An 18,718-nucleotide genomic window follows, 5' to 3' on the forward strand; every position below is an offset into this window, starting at 1 on the left:
GGGAGCTGGCTTGCCGGCGATTGGGCCGCAAAGCGGCCCCCGGATATCAACTGCCTTCGCCTGCCATGCGCCGCTCGTGCTGGAACTTCCAGCGCACATACAGCAGCCCGGCAATGAACAGCCCCAGGCTCACCAGTACTTCAACCCAGCCAAATACCGCACGCGCCGGGTCGAACGCCGCCAGCACGCCCTTGATGAAATAGATATTCACCACGAAGCAGGTCCATGCATGTGCCCGGGCGCTGCCTGTCAGCATGCCCGGCAGCAACAGCAGCAACGGCACCAGTTCGATCGCCAGGATCACCTCGACCCGCGCCCCGTGCAGGTTGGCGAACCACAGGTTGTTCGCCACCAGCAGGGCGATCAGGCCGAAGAAGAATGCCAGGCTCAGCGCCCGCGTCAGGCGCAGGCGAGGCGCCAGCCACTCAAGCGGCGGCAATACCTTGGGCTTCTTAGCCACGTGCAGCCTCCAGGGCCTTTGCAGTGGTCGCCAGGCGTTGGCCAAGGGCGCGGCACAGGGCTATCTCGTGCTGGTCGAGCTCGCGCTTGCCATCGGCACCAGCATGATGGCTGGCGCCATACGGGGTGCCGCCGCCACGGGTTTCGAGCAATGCCGATTCGCTGTACGGCAGGCCCATCACCAGCATGCCGTGGTGCATCAGCGGCAGCATCATCGACAGCAGAGTGGTTTCCTGCCCGCCGTGCAGGCTGGCGGTAGAGGTGAACACGCCTGCCGGCTTGCCGACCAGTTCACCGCCCAGCCACAGGCTGCTGGTGCCATCCAGGAAGTACTTGAGCGGCGCCGCCATGTTGCCGAAGCGGGTCGGGCTGCCCAGTACCAGGCCGGCGCAGTGGCGCAGGTCGTCCAGGGTGGCGTACAGCGCACCGTTGGCCGGGATGTCCGGGGCCACTGCTTCGCACTCGGTGGAAATCGCCGGTACCGTGCGCAGGCGGGCTTCCATGCCGGCCAGCTCGATGCCGCGGGCGATGTGCCGGGCCATCTCGCTGGTCGAACCATGGCGGCTGTAATACAGCACCAGGATGTAGGGCTCGCTCACGGCAGGATCTCCAGTACTTTCTCGGGTGGTCGGCCGACCACGGCCTTGTCGCCAGCGATGAAGATCGGCCGCTCGATCAGCTTGGGGTGCCGGGCCATGGCGTCGATCAGTTGCGCGTCGGTCAGCGACGGGTCGGCCAGGTTCAGCTCCTTGTACTCGTCCTCGCCGGTACGAAGCAGCTGGCGCGGGGCGATGCCCAGCTTGCCGAGCAGAGCCGTCAGGGTGGCCGCGTCGGGCGGGGTCTCGAGGTAGCGCACGATGGTCGGCGCCAGGCCGCGAGCTTCGAGCAGTTCCAGGGCGCCGCGGGATTTCGAGCAGCGCGGGTTATGATAGAGCGTGAGGTCGGTCATGTCGGGTCGCATCCAGCAGGGTGTGGCGGCTATTCTAACCGCAGCGACTGACCAATTTGCTTTAAAACTCGAGAAGGATTGACCCATGGCAAGGCGTCTGGCAGCAGTACTGGCCATCACCGCGAGCCTGTTGCTCGGTGGTTGCGGTGCCGATTATGGCGTGGACCAACACGGTAATACGGTTAAGGCCGAACAGATCGACGGGCACTGGCTGGTGCTCAACTACTGGGCCGAATGGTGCGGGCCGTGCCGTACCGAAATCCCTGAACTGAACGCGGCAGCCAAGCAGTGGGCGGCCGATGGTATCAAGGTAGTGGGGGTGAACTTCGATGGTTTGCAAGGGCAGGAGCTGACGCAGGCTGCCGAAACCCTGGGGATCGCTTTCACCGTATTGGCGCAGGACCCGGCCGAGCGCTATGACCTGCCACGTAGCGAGGCATTGCCGGTGACCTACATCATCGATGACAAGGGCAAGGTGCGGGAGCAACTTATGGGCGAGCAGACTCTGGAAGGGCTGCAGGCCAAGATCAAGGCGCTGAAGGGCGCCTGATGCATTTTGGGGCTGCTTTGCAGCCCATCGCGACACAAGGCCGCTCCTACAGGAGATCGCATCCCATGTAGGAGCGGCCTTGTGCCGCGATGGGCCGCAAAGCGGCCCCGGCAATATTCAGCCTTCCTCAGGCCAGAAGCGCAGCGGCTTGCCTTCGGCCGGCCAGAAACGCATCTGCTCGATAGGCGACACATCCCAGCGCTGCACTGTTTCCAGCGCCTGCAGGAAGCGTTTTTCCTGTTCCATCAACGCCGGCGCACAGAGCTTACGGGTCTTGCCGACCTTGCCGAAGCTGAGGTGCTCGCCGTCCAGTGTGTATGGCGCGAACCAGTGGTTGCAGCCGCCATTGCCATAGGCACGGCCATCGCTGGCCAAGGTCAGGGTCAGGTGGCTGTAGTCGATCAGCGGCCGTTCGCCAATCCACTCCAGCACATAGCTGCGCTCCTGCTGCAGCTTGGAAGGATCTGCGGCGCAGCCGAGCAGGCCGGTGGCAATCAGCACGCCGGTCAGCAGATTTTTCACTCGGCGCTCTCCTGGCAACGCGGGCACAAGTGTTTTTCGCCACGGCTGGCCCAGCCCAGCTCGGCAACGCGCGCGCTGGCGGCAGGCTGGCGGGCTTTCTTGCCCAGCTTGGCGTCCACCGCGAACTCGAAGTCCAGCACGGCGTCGCAGCTGTCGCACGCGACCTGCCAGGTGAGGATTTCCAGCTCGTTGAACACCGGGCCGCTGGCCACGGCAACCCACTGGCCGCGCGGGTTGATCAGGTGGCGCACGCTCTCCACTGTCAGGCGCATGGACAAGTCCTTGCTGCCCTTGAGGGTGACCAGCAGGGTGTCGCCTTTGTGCATCGAGCCGCCGTTGCCGGTGACCTGGTAGCGGCCCGGCACCAGGGCGCGGCACTCGATCAGGGTATGTTGCGGGTTGAAAAGGGTGTAGCGGAAATCGTGCTCGACCATGGGTCCTCCAGAAATGCCGCGTATCCTAGCACTAACCCATCACCAGATTCTGTGGATTGCCTGCCGCCCAGCGGTTGATGTTGTCCAGCGTGGTCGCGGCGATGGCATCCAGTGCCTCGCGGGTAAGGAACGCCTGGTGGGCAGTGATGATCACGTTGGGGAAGGTCAGCAGACGGGCCAGCACGTCGTCCTGCAGCGGCAGGTCGGAGCGGTCCTCGAAGAACAGCTGGGCTTCTTCTTCGTATACGTCCAGGCCGAGGTAGCCGAGCTGGCCGCTCTTCAGCGCATCAATAAGCGCCGGGGTGTCGACCAGCGCCCCGCGGCCGGTGTTGATCAACATGGCGCCGGGCTGCAACTGGGCCAGGCTTTGTGCATTGATCAGGTGCCGGGTGTGCTCGGTCAACGGGCAGTGCAGGCTGATGACGCGGGATTCGCGCAGCAACTCGGGCAATGGCAGGTAGCGCGCGCCCAAGGCCAGCAACTCGGGGTTGGGGTAGGGGTCATAAGCCAGTAACTGGCAGCCGAAACCAGCCATGATGCGAGCAAAGGCTGTGCCGATCTGGCCGGTACCGACCACGCCGACGGTCTTGCCGTGCAGGTCGAAGCCGGTCAGCCCGTGCAGGGTGAAGTCACCCTCGCGGGTGCGGTTGTAGGCCCGGTGCAGGCGCCGGTTCAGGGCCAGGATCAGCGCCACGGCGTGTTCGGCCACGGCGTGCGGCGAGTAGGCCGGCACTCGCACTACGGTCAGGCCCAGGCGCTGGGCGGCGGCCAGGTCGACATGGTTGTAGCCGGCCGAGCGCAGGGCGACCAGGCGCGTGCCGCCTGCGGCCAGGCGCTGCAGCACCTGGGCGTCGAGCTCGTCATTGATGAAGGCGCAGACCACCTCGTAGCCATCGGCCAGGGCAGCGGTGTCGAGGGTCAGGCGGGCGGGCTGGAAGTGCAGGTCCAGGGTGGTGCCGCTGGCGGCACGGGTGAAGCTTTCCTGGTCGTAGTGCTGGCTGCTGAACAACAGGGCGCGCATGGTGGGGCTTCCTTTGCAGTGGTCTGGGGATTGTAGCCAGCGGGTTGAAAGGGGTGTTGACCTGGACCGGCCCTATCGCCGGCAAGCCAGCTCCCACAGGTACAACACAGCCTTCAAGAGCAGTGATTTCCTGTGGGAGCTGGCTTGCCGGCGATAGGGCCGGTGAGGTCAGGCGCTCAATCTGGCCTGCGCCGCCAGGCGGTTGATCGCCGCATCCAGTTCGTCCAGTGCCAGTTGTGCCAGCGGGTTTTCCTGCTTGAGCAAGGTTTCGCTGCGCTGGCACGCGGCCCGCAACTGCGGTACGCCGCAATAACGCGAGGCGCCGTTCAGGCGGTGCACCTGTTCGATCAGGCGGTTGCGGTCGTCGGCCTCGCGGGCGGCACGTATGGCTTCGCGGTCGGCTTCCAGCGAGCTCAGCAGCATGCTCAGCATATCGGCCGCCAGGTCCGCTTTGCCGGCGGCCAGGCGCAGGCCTTCCTCAGGGTCCAGCACCTTCAGGTCATCACCGTTGGCCAGTTGCTCGGCCAGGCGTTCCTGCTCTGGCGCACCCAGGCTCAGGCCGGTCCATTTCATTACCACCTGGGCCAGCTGCCGTTCGCTGATCGGCTTGGTCAGGTAGTCGTCCATGCCTCCGTGCAGCAACGCGCGTTTCTCGTTGGCCATGGCGTGGGCGGTGAGGGCGACGATCGGCAACGGGTTGCCACTTTGGGTGTTTTCCCACAGGCGGATCTGCTCGGTACAGGCGCGGCCGTCCATGCCGGGCATCTGCACGTCCATCAGCACCAGGTCGAACGGTTCGTCCTGTACCGCCTGTACTGCCGCATAGCCGTTGTCGACGGCCAGCACCTCGGCGCCCAGGTCTTCGAGCAGGGTCTGCACCAGCAGCAGGTTGGCGGGGTTGTCGTCGACGCAGAGGATCTTCGGCTGACGCTGGCCGTTGATGCTGTTCACCTCGCCCTGCGGGCGGCGTGGTTGTACCAGTTCCAGCAACAGGCGGCGCAGTTTGCGCGTGCAGGTCGGCTTGGACAGCAACTGGCCATGGCCGTTGGGCAGGTACGGGTGGTACAGCGCCTGCTCGGTGGTCGGGCACAGCACCACGCACTGGCAATGGTAGCGCTCGAGCTGCTGATGGTAATGGCCCAACTGCTCGGGCGACAGGTTGCCAAGGTTGGCCCCGAGCACGGCGAACTCGAACGGCAGGCCGGCCTGGCTGGCGGCTTGCACGCCCTGCAGCAGTTGGTCGAAGGAGGCGAACAGGCTGACGCTGAGGCCGCAGTCTTCCAGCTGGTGCTCCAACGCCTGGCGCGCCAGTTCGTGGCCATCGACGATGGCTGCGCGGCGGCCCAGCAGCGGTTGCAGCGGCAGCTCCTCGACACCATCGTGGGCCTTGGGCAGGTTGAGGCTGATCCAGAACTGCGAGCCCTCGCCCGGGGTGCTGTCGACGCCGATTTCGCCGCCCATCTGCTCGATCAGGCGCTTGGAAATCACCAGCCCCAGGCCGGTGCCGCCAGGCTGGCGGGCCAGCGAGTTGTCGGCCTGGCTGAAGGCCTGGAACAGCGTACGCACATCCTGCGGCGACAAGCCGATGCCGGTGTCCTGCACGCTGATGCGCAGCTGCGCACTGTCCTCGTGCTCATCTTCGAGCATGGCGCGTACGACGATGGTGCCCTCGCGGGTGAACTTGATTGCGTTGCTGACCAGGTTGGTAAGGATCTGCTTGAGCCGCAACGGGTCGCCGATCAGCGACGACGGGGTATCGCGGTAGATCAGGCTGAGCAGCTCCAGCTGCTTGGCGTGGGCGGCCGGGGCGAGGATGGTCAGGGTGTCCTGGATCAGGTCGCGCAGGTTGAAGGGGATGCTGTCGAGCACCAGCTTGCCGGCCTCGATCTTGGAGAAGTCGAGGATCTCGTTGATGATCCCGAGCAGGTTGTCGGCAGACTTCTCGATGGTGCTCAGGTAGTCGAGCTGGCGCGGTGTCAGCTCGCTTTTTTGCAGCAGGTGGGTGAAACCGAGGATGCCGTTGAGCGGGGTGCGGATTTCGTGGCTCATGTTGGCCAGGAATTCCGACTTGATGCGGCTGGCCTCCAAGGCTTCCTTGCGCGCCATGTCCAGCTCGATGTTCTGGATCTCGATGGTTTCCAGGTTCTGGCGTACGTCCTCGGTGGCCTGGTCGATGCTGTGCTGCAGCTCTTCGTGGGCGTTGTGCAAGGTTTCGGCCATACGGTTGATGCCGCGCGCCAGCTCGTCAAGCTCGTGGCTGCCCATGGCCGGCAGGCGCTCCTCGAGGTGGCCGTCCTTGAGCTGGTTGACCGCATGCTTGATGCGCTTGATCGGGTCGTTGATGGTGCGGCTCATGCGCAGTGCCAGCAGGCCGCTGAGCACCAGGCAGGCGAGAATCAGCAACAGGCTGGTGAACAGATTGCGGTAGCCGCGCAGCAGGGTGCCGTCGTGGGACAGCTCGATCTCGACCCAGCCCAGCAGGCGTTCGGCTTCGGTCGGCACGGCATCGGTGGCCAGGTCGCGGTGGTGGCCGAACACTGGCATCAGATAGCGGGTGGCGTCATTGCCGCTGCGTTGCAGCAGTTGGGTGCCGGTGCCGCCGCTGGGCGGCTGGTTTAGCATGCTCGGGCCGGCATGGGCCAGGCGCGTGCGGTCCGGGGCCAGGAAGGCGACTGCGCGCACATCGGCCTGCTCCAGTGTTTGTGCGGCAATGCGCTCAAGTTGTGCCGGTGCCAGCTTGGCCATGGCGGGCGCGGCCAACGGCGCCAGTTGCTCGGCGATCATCTTGCCGCGTTGCAGCAGCTGGGTGCGCAGGTCGTTCTGTTGCAGCCAGGTGAAGTAGCTACCCAGCACCAATGCCATCAGGCCGGCCGGCAGCAGGGCCAGCAGCAGGACCCGGCTGCGAATTCCCAAGCGATCGAGCACACTTGCCTCCTGTCATGTGCCTGGACACCGTCAAGCGATGACGGCCAAGCCGGGAAGTTACTCCGCCTGCCGTGCTATTGCACCTCTTTAGTACGTGTTTTGTGCCCTTGCAGCGGCATTGGTCGCAGGGCGGTTGCCTGGCAGGCGCTGGATACTCAATAATCACGCAATTGAGAATGCATGGCAGTTGCCAATGAATCCTGTAGCTATTCACAACTCCAATATCCTCGCCATCGAGGATGATCCGGTCCTCGGTGCCTATCTGCACGAAGAGCTGCAGCGCGGCGGCTTCCAGGTGACCTGGTGCCGCAATGGCCTGGAGGGCCTGGAAACGGCGGGGCGCCATGCTTTCGACGTGGTGCTCATGGACATCCTGCTGCCCGGGCTAAACGGCCTGGATGCCCTGGCGCAGTTGCGCAAGCGCAGCGCCACGCCGGTGATCCTGATGTCGGCGCTAGGTGCCGAAGCCGACCGCATCAGCGGCTTCCAGCGTGGTGCCGACGACTACCTGCCCAAGCCGTTCAGCATGGCAGAGCTGCGGGTGCGCATCGAGGCTATCCTGCGCCGTGTGGCCCTCGAGCGGCGCCATCAAACTCCGCAGGTGCAGGACGGCAGTGGCGAGTTGCAATACGACGAGGCGCTGTGCGACGTGCGCCTGGATGGCCGCCTGGCCGGCCTGACACCCAGCGAATACCGCCTGCTCGACATTCTCAACCGCAACCTCGACGAAGTGCTGAGCAAGCCATTCCTTTACCAGCAAGTACTGCAGCGAGGCTATTCGCGGCATGACCGCAGCCTGGACATGCACGTCAGCCAGATACGCCGCAAGCTCAAGGGCATCGGCTATCACGAACGGCAGATCCGTACCGTGTGGGGCAAGGGCTACGTGCTCAGCGCCAGCGAGGCGGAGTAACCCATGCTCGACCGCCATTCGCTGTTCTGGAAGCTGGCGATCCTGCTGGTGGGCTTCTGCCTGCTGATGATCGGCCTCAGTTACACCTGGGGCCGGCACATGGAGACCCAGAACGCCTTCCTTTCGGAGCCGGCGCGGCAGGCTTTGCGTGGCTATGCCGCCGAGGCCGAGCAGGCATGGCGCAGTGGTGGGCGGGCAGGGCTGGACCGCTGGGTGGCGACGATGCACCAGCGCGAACGCGGCTGGGTCGGCGTGCTCGACCTGAACCTGCGGCCGCTCGACAGCGCCAGCCTCGACCCGCAGATCATGCAGCGGTTGACCCGCCTGCGCGGTGTCGACTGGCCGATGAGCCGGCGCAGTGTCGACCAGCCGTGGTTGCGCATACCGTTCCCGGGGGCACCGGAGCAGGGCATGTTGGTGATCGAACTGCCGCAGCGCTTCAACCCCGGCCAGTACCGGATGCTGTGGCGTATCATCACCAACGGCATCATCCCGGGTCTGTTCACCCTGCTGTTGTGCGTTGGCCTTTATCGCATGCTGATCGTGCCGTTGAACCAATTGCGCGAGCAGGCCAATGCCTGGCGCGCCGACCAGTTGTCGGCTCGCCTCGACTCACGCACCATCGCCCGGCATGACGAGCTGGGTGAACTGGCCCGTGCCTTCGACCAGATGGCCGAGCGGCTGCAGGGCACGGTAGCCATGCAGCAGCAGTTGCTGCGTGATCTGTCTCACGAAATGCGTACGCCACTCAGCCGGCTGCGGGTGGCCTGCGATGGTGAAACCGACCTGCAGCGCCTGCGTGAACGCCTGGCACGGGAGGTGGACTGCATGCAGCAGCTGGTCGAGGATACCCTGCAACTGGCCTGGCAGGACGCCGACCGTGCGCCGATGAACCTTGAGCCGATCGAGGTGCAGGCGCTGTGGGAGCTGCTGGCCGAGAATGCCAGTTACGAAAGCGGCTGGGCCCCGGCGCGGCTGCGCTGCGAAGTGCCGGCGGACTGCTGGGTGCAGGGCAACCTGAACTACCTGGCCCAGGCGCTGGAGAACATGTTGCGCAATGCCATTCGTCACTCGCCGGCCGAGGGTGTGGTGCGCCTCGGTGGGCAGCGTGAAGGCGGGTATTGGCGGTTGTGGCTGGAAGACGAAGGCGGTGGCGTGGCTGAAGAAGACCTGGAGCGGATCTTTGCACCGTTCTCACGGCTGGACGGTTCGCGGCCCGGGGATGGTGGTTTCGGCCTGGGGCTGAGCATCGCCCGCAGTGCCATCCAGCGCCAGGGTGGCACCTTGTGGGCGCAGAATGGCAAGTATGGGCTGCGGTTGTGGATGCGCTTGCCATTACATGTGCCGGCCTCACCACAGCGCTTGAGTTTAACGCGGTCCCTGTAGGAGCGGCCTTGTGTCGCGATGGGGCGCGCAGCGGCCCCAAGGTTTCAGCTTCGCCGCATATATTGCCGGGGCCGCTGCGCGCCCCATCGCGACACAAGGCCGCTCCTACAAAGGCCGTACACGCAATACACGCCGATATATAGCTTGTAGCTATATTCATCACAGATTGCGTGATATGGCCAGGAAGGGTTTGCCGGTATGATAGGCACCCCTGCCGTCCGGATTGTGAAATACGCCATGACCTTGCAGTACCCAACCATCGCCGATTGCGTCGGCAATACGCCCCTGGTTCGCCTGCAGCGTATTGCTGGCGAAACCAGCAACACCCTCCTGCTCAAGCTCGAAGGTAACAATCCCGCCGGCTCGGTGAAGGACCGCCCGGCACTGTCGATGATCACCCGCGCCGAACTGCGCGGCCAGATCAAGCCCGGCGATACCCTGATCGAAGCCACCTCCGGCAACACCGGCATCGCCCTGGCGATGGCTGCGGCGATCAAGGGCTACAAGATGATCCTGATCATGCCCGACAACTCCACCGCCGAACGCAAGGCCGCCATGACCGCCTACGGCGCCGAGCTGATCCTGGTGACCAAGGCAGAGGGCATGGAGGGCGCCCGTGACCTGGCCGAGAAGCTGCAGGCCGAAGGCCGCGGCCTGGTGCTGGACCAGTTCGCCAACGGCGACAACCCCATCGCCCACTACAACAGCACCGGCCCCGAGATCTGGCAGCAGACCCAAGGCACCATCACTCATTTCATCAGCTCCATGGGTACCACCGGTACCATCATGGGCTGCTCGCAGTACCTCAAGGAACAAAACCCGGCGGTGCAGATCATCGGCCTGCAACCAATGGAAGGCTCGGCAATTCCGGGCATCCGCCGCTGGCCCGAGGAATACCTGCCGAAAATCTTCGACGCCAGCCGTGTCGACCGCGTGGTCGACATGTCGCAGCAGGAAGCAGAGGAAACCACCCGCCGCCTTGCCCGTGAAGAGGGCATTTTCTGCGGCGTGTCTTCCGGTGGTGCAGTCGCGGCCATGCTGCGCCTGTCCCGCGAGGTGGAGAATGCCACGATGGTCGCGATCATCTGCGACCGCGGCGACCGTTACCTGTCCACCGGCCTGTTCGACCCGAGCTAAATGTCCAAGAAGAAAAGCAACAGCGGCCTGCGCTTCCAGCCGGCCGGCGGCAACCGCAGCCCCCAGGTCCCGGTGGGCAAGAAGCAGCGCCTGGAAATCGAGCGCCTGGCCGGTGACGGCCGGGGCATTGCCTTCCACGAAGGGCGCACCTGGTTCGTCAGCGGCGCCCTGGCCGGTGAGGCCGTTGAGGCGCGGGTGCTCAATGCCCGTGGCAAAGTGGTCGAGGCCCGCCTGGAGCGCCTGCTGCAGGCCAGCACCGAACGCCGTCAGGCACCGTGCCGGTATTACGAGCGTTGCGGAGGCTGCAACCTGCAGCACCTGCCGCACGAAGCGCAGTTGGCGCTCAAGCAGCGCACCCTGGCAGAGCAGCTGCAGCGGGTGGCCGGCGTGCAGCCCGAGGAATGGGCCGCACCGCTGAGCGGGCCGGAGTTCGGCTACCGGCGTCGCGCCCGCGTGGCCGTGCGCTGGGACATAAAGGCGCGGCAACTGGAGGTCGGCTTCCGCGCCGAAGCCAGCCAGGACGTCATTGCCATCGACGATTGCGCGGTGCTGGTACAGCCCTTGCAGTCGATTCTGCGCCATTTACCGACCGTGCTGCGCTCGCTGAGCAAGCCGCAGGCGCTGGGCCATGTAGAACTGTTCAGCGGTACTGCCGAGGCGCTGCTGGTGCGCCATGTCGCGCCGTTGCCCGCTGAAGACCTGGCCAGGCTGCAGGCGTTCTGCGAACAGGCCAATGCCCAGTTGTGGCTGCAGGGCGAAGGGGAGCCGGCGCCAGTGGACCCGGCCGCGCAGTTGGGCTTTGCCTTGGCGCCCTGGCAGCTGGAACTGGCCTGGCGCCCAGGTGACTTCGTGCAGGTGAATGCCCAGGTCAACACGGCGATGATAGAGCAGGCCCTGGCCTGGCTCGCACCGCAGGCCGACGAGCGTGTGCTGGACCTGTTCTGCGGCCTGGGCAACTTCGCCCTGCCACTGGCCCGGCAGGCGCGCGAGGTAGTGGCAGTGGAAGGAGTGCAGGCCATGGTCGATCGGGCCGCGGCCAATGCCCGGAACAACAATGTGCATAACGCACGGTTTTTTCAGGCCGATTTATCGCAGCCTTTGGCGGGTGCCGGATGGGCCGCCGAGGGCTTTTCTGCGGTACTCTTGGATCCACCGCGCGACGGTGCTTTCGAGGTGGTGCAAGGCATCGCCCGCCTCAAGGCCAGAAGGCTGGTCTATGTATCGTGCAACCCGGCCACGCTGGCGCGAGACGCGCAGGTGCTGGTCGGCCAGGGGTACCGGTTAAAAAGGGCCGGGATTCTCGACATGTTTCCTCAGACGGCGCATGTCGAGGCCATGGCGTTATTCGAAGCGGGCTAGCTGACTGGCCCCTTGGTGCGGCTTTCATGGAATGGTGGCCGCACGGTGATCGCCAGCGCACCCGTGTGGTGTGCTGTATGGAAAGGTAAAACAAAGATGGTACAGGTGAGAGTGCACCAGCCGGTCAACACCGACGGCAGTATCAATCTCGAAGCATGGTTGGACCATGTGGTAAGCGTCGATTCGGCACTGGATCGCGCAGCGCTGAAAGAGGCCTGCGAGTTTGCCCATGAAGTCGAGAAAAAGGGCAACCCGGCCAAGCATTCCTGGGCGGACGGTACGTCCAGCTTCCAGGCGGGCCTTGAGATCGCGGAAATCCTAGCCGACCTCAAGCTCGACCAGGATTCCCTGGTGGCGGCGGTCATCTACCGCTCGGTACGCGAGGGCAAAGTGACCCTGGCCGAGGTCAGCCAGCGCTTTGGCCCGGTAGTGTCCAAGCTGATCGACGGTGTGCTGCGCATGGCCGCCATCAGCGCCAGCCTCAGCCCGCGCCAATCGCTGGTGCTGGGCTCGCAGGCGCAGGTCGAGAACCTGCGCAAGATGCTCGTGGCCATGGTCGACGACGTGCGCGTGGCGCTCATCAAGCTGGCCGAGCGCACCTGCGCGATCCGTGCGGTCAAGGCCGCCGACGACGAGAAACGCCTGCGTGTCGCGCGCGAGGTGTTCGATATCTATGCGCCGCTGGCGCACCGCCTGGGTATCGGCCACATCAAGTGGGAGTTGGAAGACCTTTCCTTCCGCTACCTCGAACCCGACCAGTACAAACAGATCGCCAAGCTGCTGCACGAGCGCCGGTTGGACCGCGAGCGGTTCATCAGCGAGGTTATGAACCAGCTGCAGAACGAGCTGCTGGCCACTGGCGTCAAGGCCGACATCAGCGGCCGGGCGAAACATATCTATTCGATCTGGCGCAAGATGCAGCGCAAAGGCCTGGAATTCAGCCAGATCTACGACGTGCGCGCGGTACGCGTGCTGGTGCCGGAAATTCGCGACTGCTACACCGCGTTGGGCATCGTGCATACCCTGTGGCGGCATATCCCCAAGGAGTTCGACGATTACATCGCCAACCCCAAGGAGAACGGCTATCGCTCGCTGCACACCGCGGTGATCGGCCCCGAGGGCAAGGTGCTGGAAGTGCAGATCCGTACCCACGGCATGCACGAGGAAGCCGAGCTTGGGGTATGTGCCCACTGGCGCTACAAGGGCACCGACGTCAAGTCCAGTTCCAACCATTACGAAGAGAAGATCTCCTGGCTGCGCCAGGTGCTGGAGTGGCACGAAGAGCTGGGCGACATCGGTGGCCTGGCCGAGCAGCTGCGGGTCGACATCGAGCCGGACCGGGTCTATGTGTTTACCCCGGACGGCCACGCCATCGACTTGCCAAAGGGTGCCACGCCGCTGGACTTCGCCTACCGCGTGCACACCGAAATCGGCCACAACTGCCGCGGCGCCAAGATCAACGGGCGCATCGTGCCGCTCAACTACAGCCTGCAGACCGGCGAGCAGGTCGAGATCATTACCAGCAAGCACGGCAATCCTAGCCGTGACTGGTTGAACTCCAACCTGGGCTACGTCACTACCTCGCGGGCGCGGGCCAAGATCGTGCACTGGTTCAAGCTGCAGGCACGCGACCAGAACGTCGCTGCCGGCAAGACCTTGCTCGAACGCGAGCTCAGCCGCCTGGGCCTGCCGCAGGTGGATTTCGAGCGCCTGGCCGAGAAGACCAACGTCAAGACCGCCGAGGACATGTTCGCCTCGCTCGGTGCCGGCGACCTGCGCCTGGCGCACCTGGTCAACGCCGCCCAGCAGCTGCTTGAGCCCGAGCGCATCGAGCAGATCGAACTGGTACCGCGCAAGCCTACCGGGCCGCGTACCGGCAAGCGTGGCGACATCCAGATCCAGGGTGTCGGCAACCTGCTGACGCAGATGGCCGGCTGCTGCCAGCCGCTGCCGGGCGACGCCATCGTCGGCTACATCACTCAGGGCCGCGGTGTGAGCATCCACCGCCAGGACTGCGCTTCGGTGCTGCAGTTGGCGGGCAAGGAACCGGAGCGCATGATCCAGGTAAGCTGGGGGCCGATCCCGGTGCAGACCTACCCGGTCGACATCGTCATCCGTGCCTACGACCGCCCGGGCTTGCTGCGCGATGTGTCGCAAGTGCTTCTGAACGAAAAGATCAACGTGCTGGCGGTGAACACCCGCTCGAACAAGGAAGACAACACCGCGCTGATGTCGCTGACCATCGAGATTCCAGGCCTGGATGCGCTGGGGCGCCTGCTGGGGCGGATCTCGCAGTTGCCCAACATCATCGAGACGCGGCGTAATCGTACACCTTGATAATCTGGATTGGGGCCGCTGTGCGGCCCATCGCCGGCAAGCCAGCTCCCACCGGTACTCCGCAGGCCTCAAGTCCTGTGCAATACCGGTGGGAGCTTGCTTGCCGTCGATCGGGGGCAAAGCCCCCGCCGAGGAATAGCTGACCATGACCTACACCCTCGAAGACCTGCTGCACCTCATGGCCCGCCTGCGCGACCCGCAGTACGGCTGCCCATGGGACCTGAAGCAGAACTACGCGAGCATCGTCCCGCACACCATCGAAGAGGCCTACGAGGTTGCCGACACCATCGAGCGCGGCGACTTCGAGCACCTGCAAGGTGAGCTGGGCGACTTGCTGTTCCAGGTGGTCTACTACAGCCAGCTGGCCCGCGAGGAGGGGCGTTTCGAGTTCGACGGCGTGGTCGACAGCATCACCCGCAAGCTCATTCGCCGTCACCCGCATGTATTCCCCACCGGCGAGCTGTATGCGCCGGTGGACACCCCCAGCCTGGACGAGGCCCAGGTCAAGTCACGCTGGGAAGAAATCAAGGCTGAAGAGCGCGCGGAAAAGAGCCAGCCCGAACAGCTGTCGTTGCTCGACGACGTACCAGCGGCATTGCCGGCGTTGTCGCGGGCAGCCAAACTGCAAAAGCGCGCGGCCACGGTCGGTTTCGACTGGCCTGCGGCATTGCCGGTGCTGGACAAGGTGCGCGAAGAGCTGGACGAAGTACTGCAGGCCATGGCCGACGGCGATGCCGATGCGCTCGAGGATGAAATCGGCGACCTGTTGTTTGCCGCCGTCAACCTGGCCCGCCACCTCAAGCATGATCCGGAACACGCCCTGCGCCGTGCCAATCGCAAGTTCGAGCGGCGTTTCCGCTTCATCGAACAGGCATTGCGCGACAGTGGCCGCCCCATCGAAGATTGTAACCTTGATGAACTGGATGCCCTTTGGGGTGAAGCCAAACGTCAGGAAAAGAACCTGCCCAGCTGCGGCTGAGCTGTTGCATAAGTGAGTGAACATTCATGAGCCTTTCCCTTCGCGACCAACTGCTCAAAGCCGGTCTGGTCAACCAGAAACAGGTTTCCCAGGCCAACAAAGCCGAGAAGAAACAGAAACGCCTGGAGCACAAAGGCCAGGTCGAGGTGGACGACAGCCAGCAGCGCATGGCCAAGGAAGCCATGGCCGAGAAAGCCAAGCGTGACCAGGAACTGAACCGCCAGCAGCAGGAAAAAGCCGAGCAGAAGGCCCGCGCCGCGCAGATCAAGCAGTTGATCGAAGCGACTCGCCTGCCGAAGCTGAGCACCGAGGACTACTACAATTTCGTCGACGACAAGAAGGTCAAGCGCATTGCCGTCAATGCCCTGATGCGGACCAAGCTGAGCAATGGTGCGCTGGCCGTGGTGTCGTTTGCCGGCGGCTACGAGGTGATCCCTCGTGAGGCGGCATTGAAGATCCAGGAACGCGATCCTGGCCGTGTCCTGCTGCTGAACACCCATGTCGAGGAAGCGGACGAGGACGACCCGTACGCGGCCTACAAGATCCCTGATGATCTGATGTGGTAACCACGAAAAACCCCGCCTTGGCGGGGTTTTTCATTTGAAGATGGGTCATTGCGTGGCGCGCTGGTTCTCCAAAGTTTCCAGCTCTGCGCGGTACTGGTGTGCTTCGTGTTCGTTGTGGAACATCCCCACCAGTTGGCCCTGTTGGTGCACATCCCAGATCCGCACACCAGCGGCCAGGCCTTCGTGGGATATTTTCGATTCGTCGCGTTCGGTTACTTGGACTGTCATCGTTAAACTCCACTGCTTCAGTTGGCTGCGACACTGTGTCGCACAGCCTCTTTATAGAGTTTGTTAGCAGGCTAAGTAAATAAAACCGGCATGAAACAAGTTTCATGATCAGCGTTTGGGTCGGCAGGTGCGCTTTTGTAGGAGCGACACAAGGCCGCTCCTACAGGCGTCGCTGCAAGGCAGGCAGAAAAAAGCCCCGCACAAGGCGGGGCTTCGGGTGCTGCTGGCAGCGCTGGCTCAGTTGCCCTTCACCGGCTTGCCATCGACCGTGCCGTCCTGCAGCACGATCACGTATTCCTTGCCATCGGTCTCGACCTGGCGCAGTTGCACCAGCAGGTAGTCCCAGTTCTTTGCGAACCACAGCTCGGTGATGCGCTTGCTCTGGCTTGGGTCGCGCACGCGCTCGACCTTCACCGCATCGACCTGGCCAGTCTTGGTAGTGACCTTTTCGGTGCCCAGCACGCGGAAGTCGTAGGTGTCGATCTCGTCACCGTCAACCACCTGATAGGTCATGCTCTTCTTGCCGGCGGCCACGTCATGTTGCAGGGCCAGCTGATAGGACGACTTGTCCAGCACGCCACGGTTCAGCGGCAGGTTGATGGCATCGCCACGGTCGCTGCCGGTGACCTTTTTGCTGTTCCAGTCGAAAGTCAGGTCAACCTTCTTGGCCTTGCCCAGGCCACCACGCTCGAAGTGGTACTTCTGTGGCAGCAGGGTGTCGTTGTCCATGCGGAGGGTGCTTTGCTCGGTCAGGCTGGCGATCATCATGGAAGCCTTGAAATTAAGGTCCCAGGTACCGTTGGCATTCTTGACCAGGCTGCGCTCGGCGGTGCCGCTCATGGGCAGTTGCTTCCAGTCTGCGGTATAGCTGGCCGAGAAAGGCTTCAGATCAGCTGCCTGGAGGGGCAGGGCGAGCACGGCGAGAGCCAAGAGCAGGGCGCGACGCATAAATTCTCCTAGGATCGAATCAAGTGACCGCTGGCCGCCAGGGGCTGGCCATCCAGTAATGCACCCTGTTCGCCAAGGCGCAAGCGCCCTTCGGCGAACCAGCGCACCGCCAGCGGGTAAATCAGGTGTTCCTGGCGGTGTACCCGCTGGGCCAGGCTTTCGACGGTGTCGTCAGGCGCCACCGGTACCACAGCCTGTACGACCAGTGGGCCGCCATCGAGTTCCTCAGTCACGAAGTGTACGCTGCAGCCGTGCTCGGCGTCGCCTGCCTCCAGCGCCCGACGGTGGGTATGAAGGCCCTTGTATTTGGGCAGCAGCGACGGGTGGATGTTGAGCAGGCGGCCCTGGTAGTGGCGCACGAAGTCGCCACTGAGGATGCGCATGAAACCGGCCAGCACCACCAGGTCCGGGGCGAAACCGTCGATGCGCGCCATGAGCGCGGCATCGAAGGCTTCACGGCCGTCGAACTGGGTGTGCTCGAGCACGACGCTGTCGATGCCGGCCGCCGCGGCGCGTTGCAGGCCGTAGGCATCGGCGCGGTTGGAAACCACCGCACGGATGCGCACCGGGCTGTCCTGGCCTTGGCAGCTGTCGATCAGGGCTTGCAGGTTGCTGCCGGAGCCCGACAGCAGTACCACTACATTGCAGGTCTTGCTTGGCATCAGTGTGCCTTGAGGTTTTGCAGCTCGACCTGGGCAGCGCCTTCGGCGGCTTCGGCGATGTGGCCGATCACCCATGGCTGCTCGCCAGCGGCGCGCAGTTCGTTCAGGGCTGCTTCTACCTGGTCCTGGGCCACGCAGATGACCATGCCGACGCCGCAGTTCAGCACGCGGTGCATTTCATGCTCGTCGACGTTGCCTTTTTCCTGCAGGAAGTCGAACACCGCCGGGCGCTGCCAGCTGGCCACGTCGATGACCGCCTGGGCGTTGGCCGGCAGTACGCGCGGGATGTTGTCCAGCAGGCCGCCACCGGTGATGTGGGCCATGGCCTTGACCGCGCCGGTGTTCTTGATCAGTTGCAGCAGCGGCTTGACGTAGATGCGGGTCGGCGCCATCAGCAGGTCGGTCAGCGGCTTGCCGTCCAGCTGGGTGTTCTCGATGTCGGTGGCGGACACTTCGAGGATCTTGCGGATCAGCGAGTAGCCGTTGGAGTGCGGGCCCGAGGACGGCAGGGCGATCAGTGCGTCGCCGGTGGCAACCTTGGAGCCGTCGATGATCTCGGCCTTTTCCACCACGCCGACGCAGAAGCCGGCCAGGTCGTAGTCTTCGCCTTCGTACATGCCAGGCATTTCGGCGGTTTCACCACCGACCAGCGAGCAGCCGGCCAGTTCGCAACCGGCACCGATGCCGGTGACCACGGTGGCGGCCACGTCGACGTTCAGTTTGCCGGTGGCATAGTAGTCGAGGAAGAACAGCGGCTCGGCGCCGCACACGACCAGGTCGTTGACGCACATGGCGACCAGGTCCTGGCCGATGCTGTCGTGCTTGTTCAGGTTCAGTGCCAGGCGCAGCTTGGTGCCGACGCCGTCGGTGCCGGAGACCAGCACCGGCTGCTTGTAGCCGGCCGGGATCTCGCAGAGGGCGCCGAAGCCGCCCAGGCCACCCATGACTTCAGGGCGTGCGGTGCGTTTTGCCACGCCCTTGATGCGTTCGACCAGTGCTTCGCCGGCGTCGATGTCTACACCGGCGTCCTTGTAGCTCAGGGAGGGTTGCTTGCTCATTGATCCAGGCCTTTAGGAGGGAGGGATTCTTAAAAACGACCATGACGGCCAAGGCCGGCTGGTAAGCGGCGGCTGCCTGAAACGTCAGTGGTCTGTGAAGGCGCGCGATTTTATCAGGGTTGCCGGGCAGCGGCCATCCTCAGGCCGACGGGCAGGGCATGAAAATAGGTAAAAAGTTGGGGGTGTACGCCACGAGAGGTGTGGAGCCTGTGAGATCGAGCGCCGCCCGCGCGGCGCTTCGCGGGACAAGCCCGCTCCCACATTTGTTTCGGGCCAATTATTTCT

19 protein-coding genes are annotated in these 18,718 nt (G+C 64.2%); 8 read left to right on the forward strand and 11 right to left on the reverse strand.

All coding sequences use genetic code 11. The features are described 5' to 3' along the window. Positions 1-46 precede the first annotated feature (46 nt). Genes GEV38_RS06915 through arsC form a run of 3 tightly spaced genes read right to left on the reverse strand, consistent with a single transcriptional unit; the run spans position 47 to position 1,408 of the window. Complete coding sequence (locus GEV38_RS06915; RefSeq protein ID WP_015269221.1) at positions 47-460, reverse strand: DUF2069 domain-containing protein; 414 nt, start codon at positions 458-460, stop codon at positions 47-49. Then, a complete protein-coding gene (gene wrbA, locus GEV38_RS06920) occupies positions 453-1,058 on the reverse strand; it encodes an NAD(P)H:quinone oxidoreductase (RefSeq protein WP_015269222.1) in 606 nt (201 codons plus the stop codon). Before wrbA ends, GEV38_RS06915 begins: the two co-directional genes overlap by 8 nt. Next, complete coding sequence (gene arsC, locus GEV38_RS06925) at positions 1,055-1,408, reverse strand: arsenate reductase (glutaredoxin) (protein WP_137137980.1); 354 nt, start codon at positions 1,406-1,408, stop codon at positions 1,055-1,057. The genes wrbA and arsC overlap by 4 nt, the downstream gene beginning before the upstream one ends. 85 nt (positions 1,409-1,493) lie before the next feature. Here arsC and GEV38_RS06930 point away from each other — a divergent pair, with 85 nt between their 5' ends. After that, positions 1,494-1,958, forward strand: a complete 465-nt coding sequence (locus tag GEV38_RS06930; protein WP_054573184.1) for a TlpA disulfide reductase family protein — start codon at positions 1,494-1,496, stop codon at positions 1,956-1,958. Between the two features lie 117 nt (positions 1,959-2,075). Here GEV38_RS06930 and GEV38_RS06935 read toward each other — a convergent pair whose 3' ends face one another. From GEV38_RS06935 to GEV38_RS06950, 4 genes are all read right to left on the reverse strand, one after another. Beyond that, positions 2,076-2,480: an META domain-containing protein gene (locus GEV38_RS06935; protein ID WP_054573183.1), complete on the reverse strand. Its 405-nt coding sequence runs from the start codon at positions 2,478-2,480 to the stop codon at positions 2,076-2,078. Then, positions 2,477-2,914, reverse strand: coding sequence for a hypothetical protein (locus GEV38_RS06940; RefSeq protein WP_004375491.1), 438 nt, complete (start codon positions 2,912-2,914; stop codon positions 2,477-2,479). The genes GEV38_RS06935 and GEV38_RS06940 overlap by 4 nt, the downstream gene beginning before the upstream one ends. Before the next feature lie 31 nt (positions 2,915-2,945). Next, positions 2,946-3,935, reverse strand: coding sequence for a 2-hydroxyacid dehydrogenase (locus GEV38_RS06945; protein ID WP_054573182.1), 990 nt, complete (start codon positions 3,933-3,935; stop codon positions 2,946-2,948). Positions 3,936-4,103: 168 nt separating this feature from the next. Beyond that, on the reverse strand, positions 4,104-6,860 hold the full coding sequence (locus tag GEV38_RS06950) for a response regulator (RefSeq protein WP_015269226.1): 2,757 nt from the start codon (positions 6,858-6,860) through the stop codon (positions 4,104-4,106). A 193-nt stretch (positions 6,861-7,053) separates the two neighbouring features. On the opposite strand from GEV38_RS06950, the gene GEV38_RS06955 reads away from it, so the two are divergent. The 7 genes from GEV38_RS06955 to GEV38_RS06985 all read left to right on the forward strand — a co-directional run bounded on the left by GEV38_RS06955 (position 7,054) and on the right by GEV38_RS06985 (position 15,537). Next, positions 7,054-7,773, forward strand: coding sequence for a response regulator transcription factor (locus GEV38_RS06955; protein ID WP_015269227.1), 720 nt, complete (start codon positions 7,054-7,056; stop codon positions 7,771-7,773). Positions 7,774-7,776: 3 nt separating this feature from the next. Next, on the forward strand, positions 7,777-9,159 hold the full coding sequence (locus GEV38_RS06960) for a sensor histidine kinase (RefSeq protein ID WP_015269228.1): 1,383 nt from the start codon (positions 7,777-7,779) through the stop codon (positions 9,157-9,159). Between the two features lie 237 nt (positions 9,160-9,396). Then, complete coding sequence (gene cysM / locus GEV38_RS06965) at positions 9,397-10,296, forward strand: cysteine synthase CysM (RefSeq protein WP_054573195.1); 900 nt, start codon at positions 9,397-9,399, stop codon at positions 10,294-10,296. Beyond that, positions 10,297-11,655 (forward strand): 23S rRNA (uracil(1939)-C(5))-methyltransferase RlmD, encoded by a 1,359-nt coding sequence (rlmD, locus tag GEV38_RS06970; RefSeq protein WP_015269230.1) that lies wholly within the window; start codon positions 10,297-10,299, stop codon positions 11,653-11,655. A 96-nt stretch (positions 11,656-11,751) separates the two neighbouring features. After that, positions 11,752-13,992: a GTP diphosphokinase gene (relA, locus tag GEV38_RS06975; RefSeq protein ID WP_015269231.1), complete on the forward strand. Its 2,241-nt coding sequence runs from the start codon at positions 11,752-11,754 to the stop codon at positions 13,990-13,992. A gap of 145 nt (positions 13,993-14,137) precedes the next feature. Continuing rightward, positions 14,138-14,971: a nucleoside triphosphate pyrophosphohydrolase gene (mazG, locus tag GEV38_RS06980; RefSeq protein WP_015269232.1), complete on the forward strand. Its 834-nt coding sequence runs from the start codon at positions 14,138-14,140 to the stop codon at positions 14,969-14,971. 26 nt (positions 14,972-14,997) lie between these two features. Next, positions 14,998-15,537 carry a DUF2058 domain-containing protein gene (locus GEV38_RS06985; RefSeq protein ID WP_013971362.1) on the forward strand — a complete coding sequence of 180 codons (540 nt, stop codon included), beginning with the start codon at positions 14,998-15,000 and terminating at the stop codon, positions 15,535-15,537. A 45-nt stretch (positions 15,538-15,582) separates the two neighbouring features. On the opposite strand, the gene GEV38_RS06990 is transcribed toward GEV38_RS06985, so the two are convergent. From GEV38_RS06990 to purM, 4 genes are all read right to left on the reverse strand, one after another. After that, positions 15,583-15,765, reverse strand: coding sequence for a hypothetical protein (locus GEV38_RS06990; protein ID WP_015269233.1), 183 nt, complete (start codon positions 15,763-15,765; stop codon positions 15,583-15,585). A 237-nt stretch (positions 15,766-16,002) separates the two neighbouring features. Then, positions 16,003-16,713 carry a DUF3108 domain-containing protein gene (locus GEV38_RS06995; RefSeq protein ID WP_015269234.1) on the reverse strand — a complete coding sequence of 237 codons (711 nt, stop codon included), beginning with the start codon at positions 16,711-16,713 and terminating at the stop codon, positions 16,003-16,005. Positions 16,714-16,721: 8 nt separating this feature from the next. Further along, the gene (gene purN / locus GEV38_RS07000) at positions 16,722-17,375 is read right to left on the reverse strand and encodes a phosphoribosylglycinamide formyltransferase (RefSeq protein WP_015269235.1); all 654 of its coding nucleotides are present in this window, start codon (positions 17,373-17,375) and stop codon (positions 16,722-16,724) included. After that, complete coding sequence (gene purM / locus GEV38_RS07005; RefSeq protein ID WP_013971366.1) at positions 17,375-18,433, reverse strand: phosphoribosylformylglycinamidine cyclo-ligase; 1,059 nt, start codon at positions 18,431-18,433, stop codon at positions 17,375-17,377. The genes purN and purM overlap by 1 nt, the downstream gene beginning before the upstream one ends. Positions 18,434-18,718: the final 285 nt, after the last annotated feature.

It is taken from the genome of Pseudomonas sp. 13159349 (assembly GCF_013305685.1).
Lineage (GTDB): Bacteria > Pseudomonadota > Gammaproteobacteria > Pseudomonadales > Pseudomonadaceae > Aquipseudomonas > Aquipseudomonas asiatica.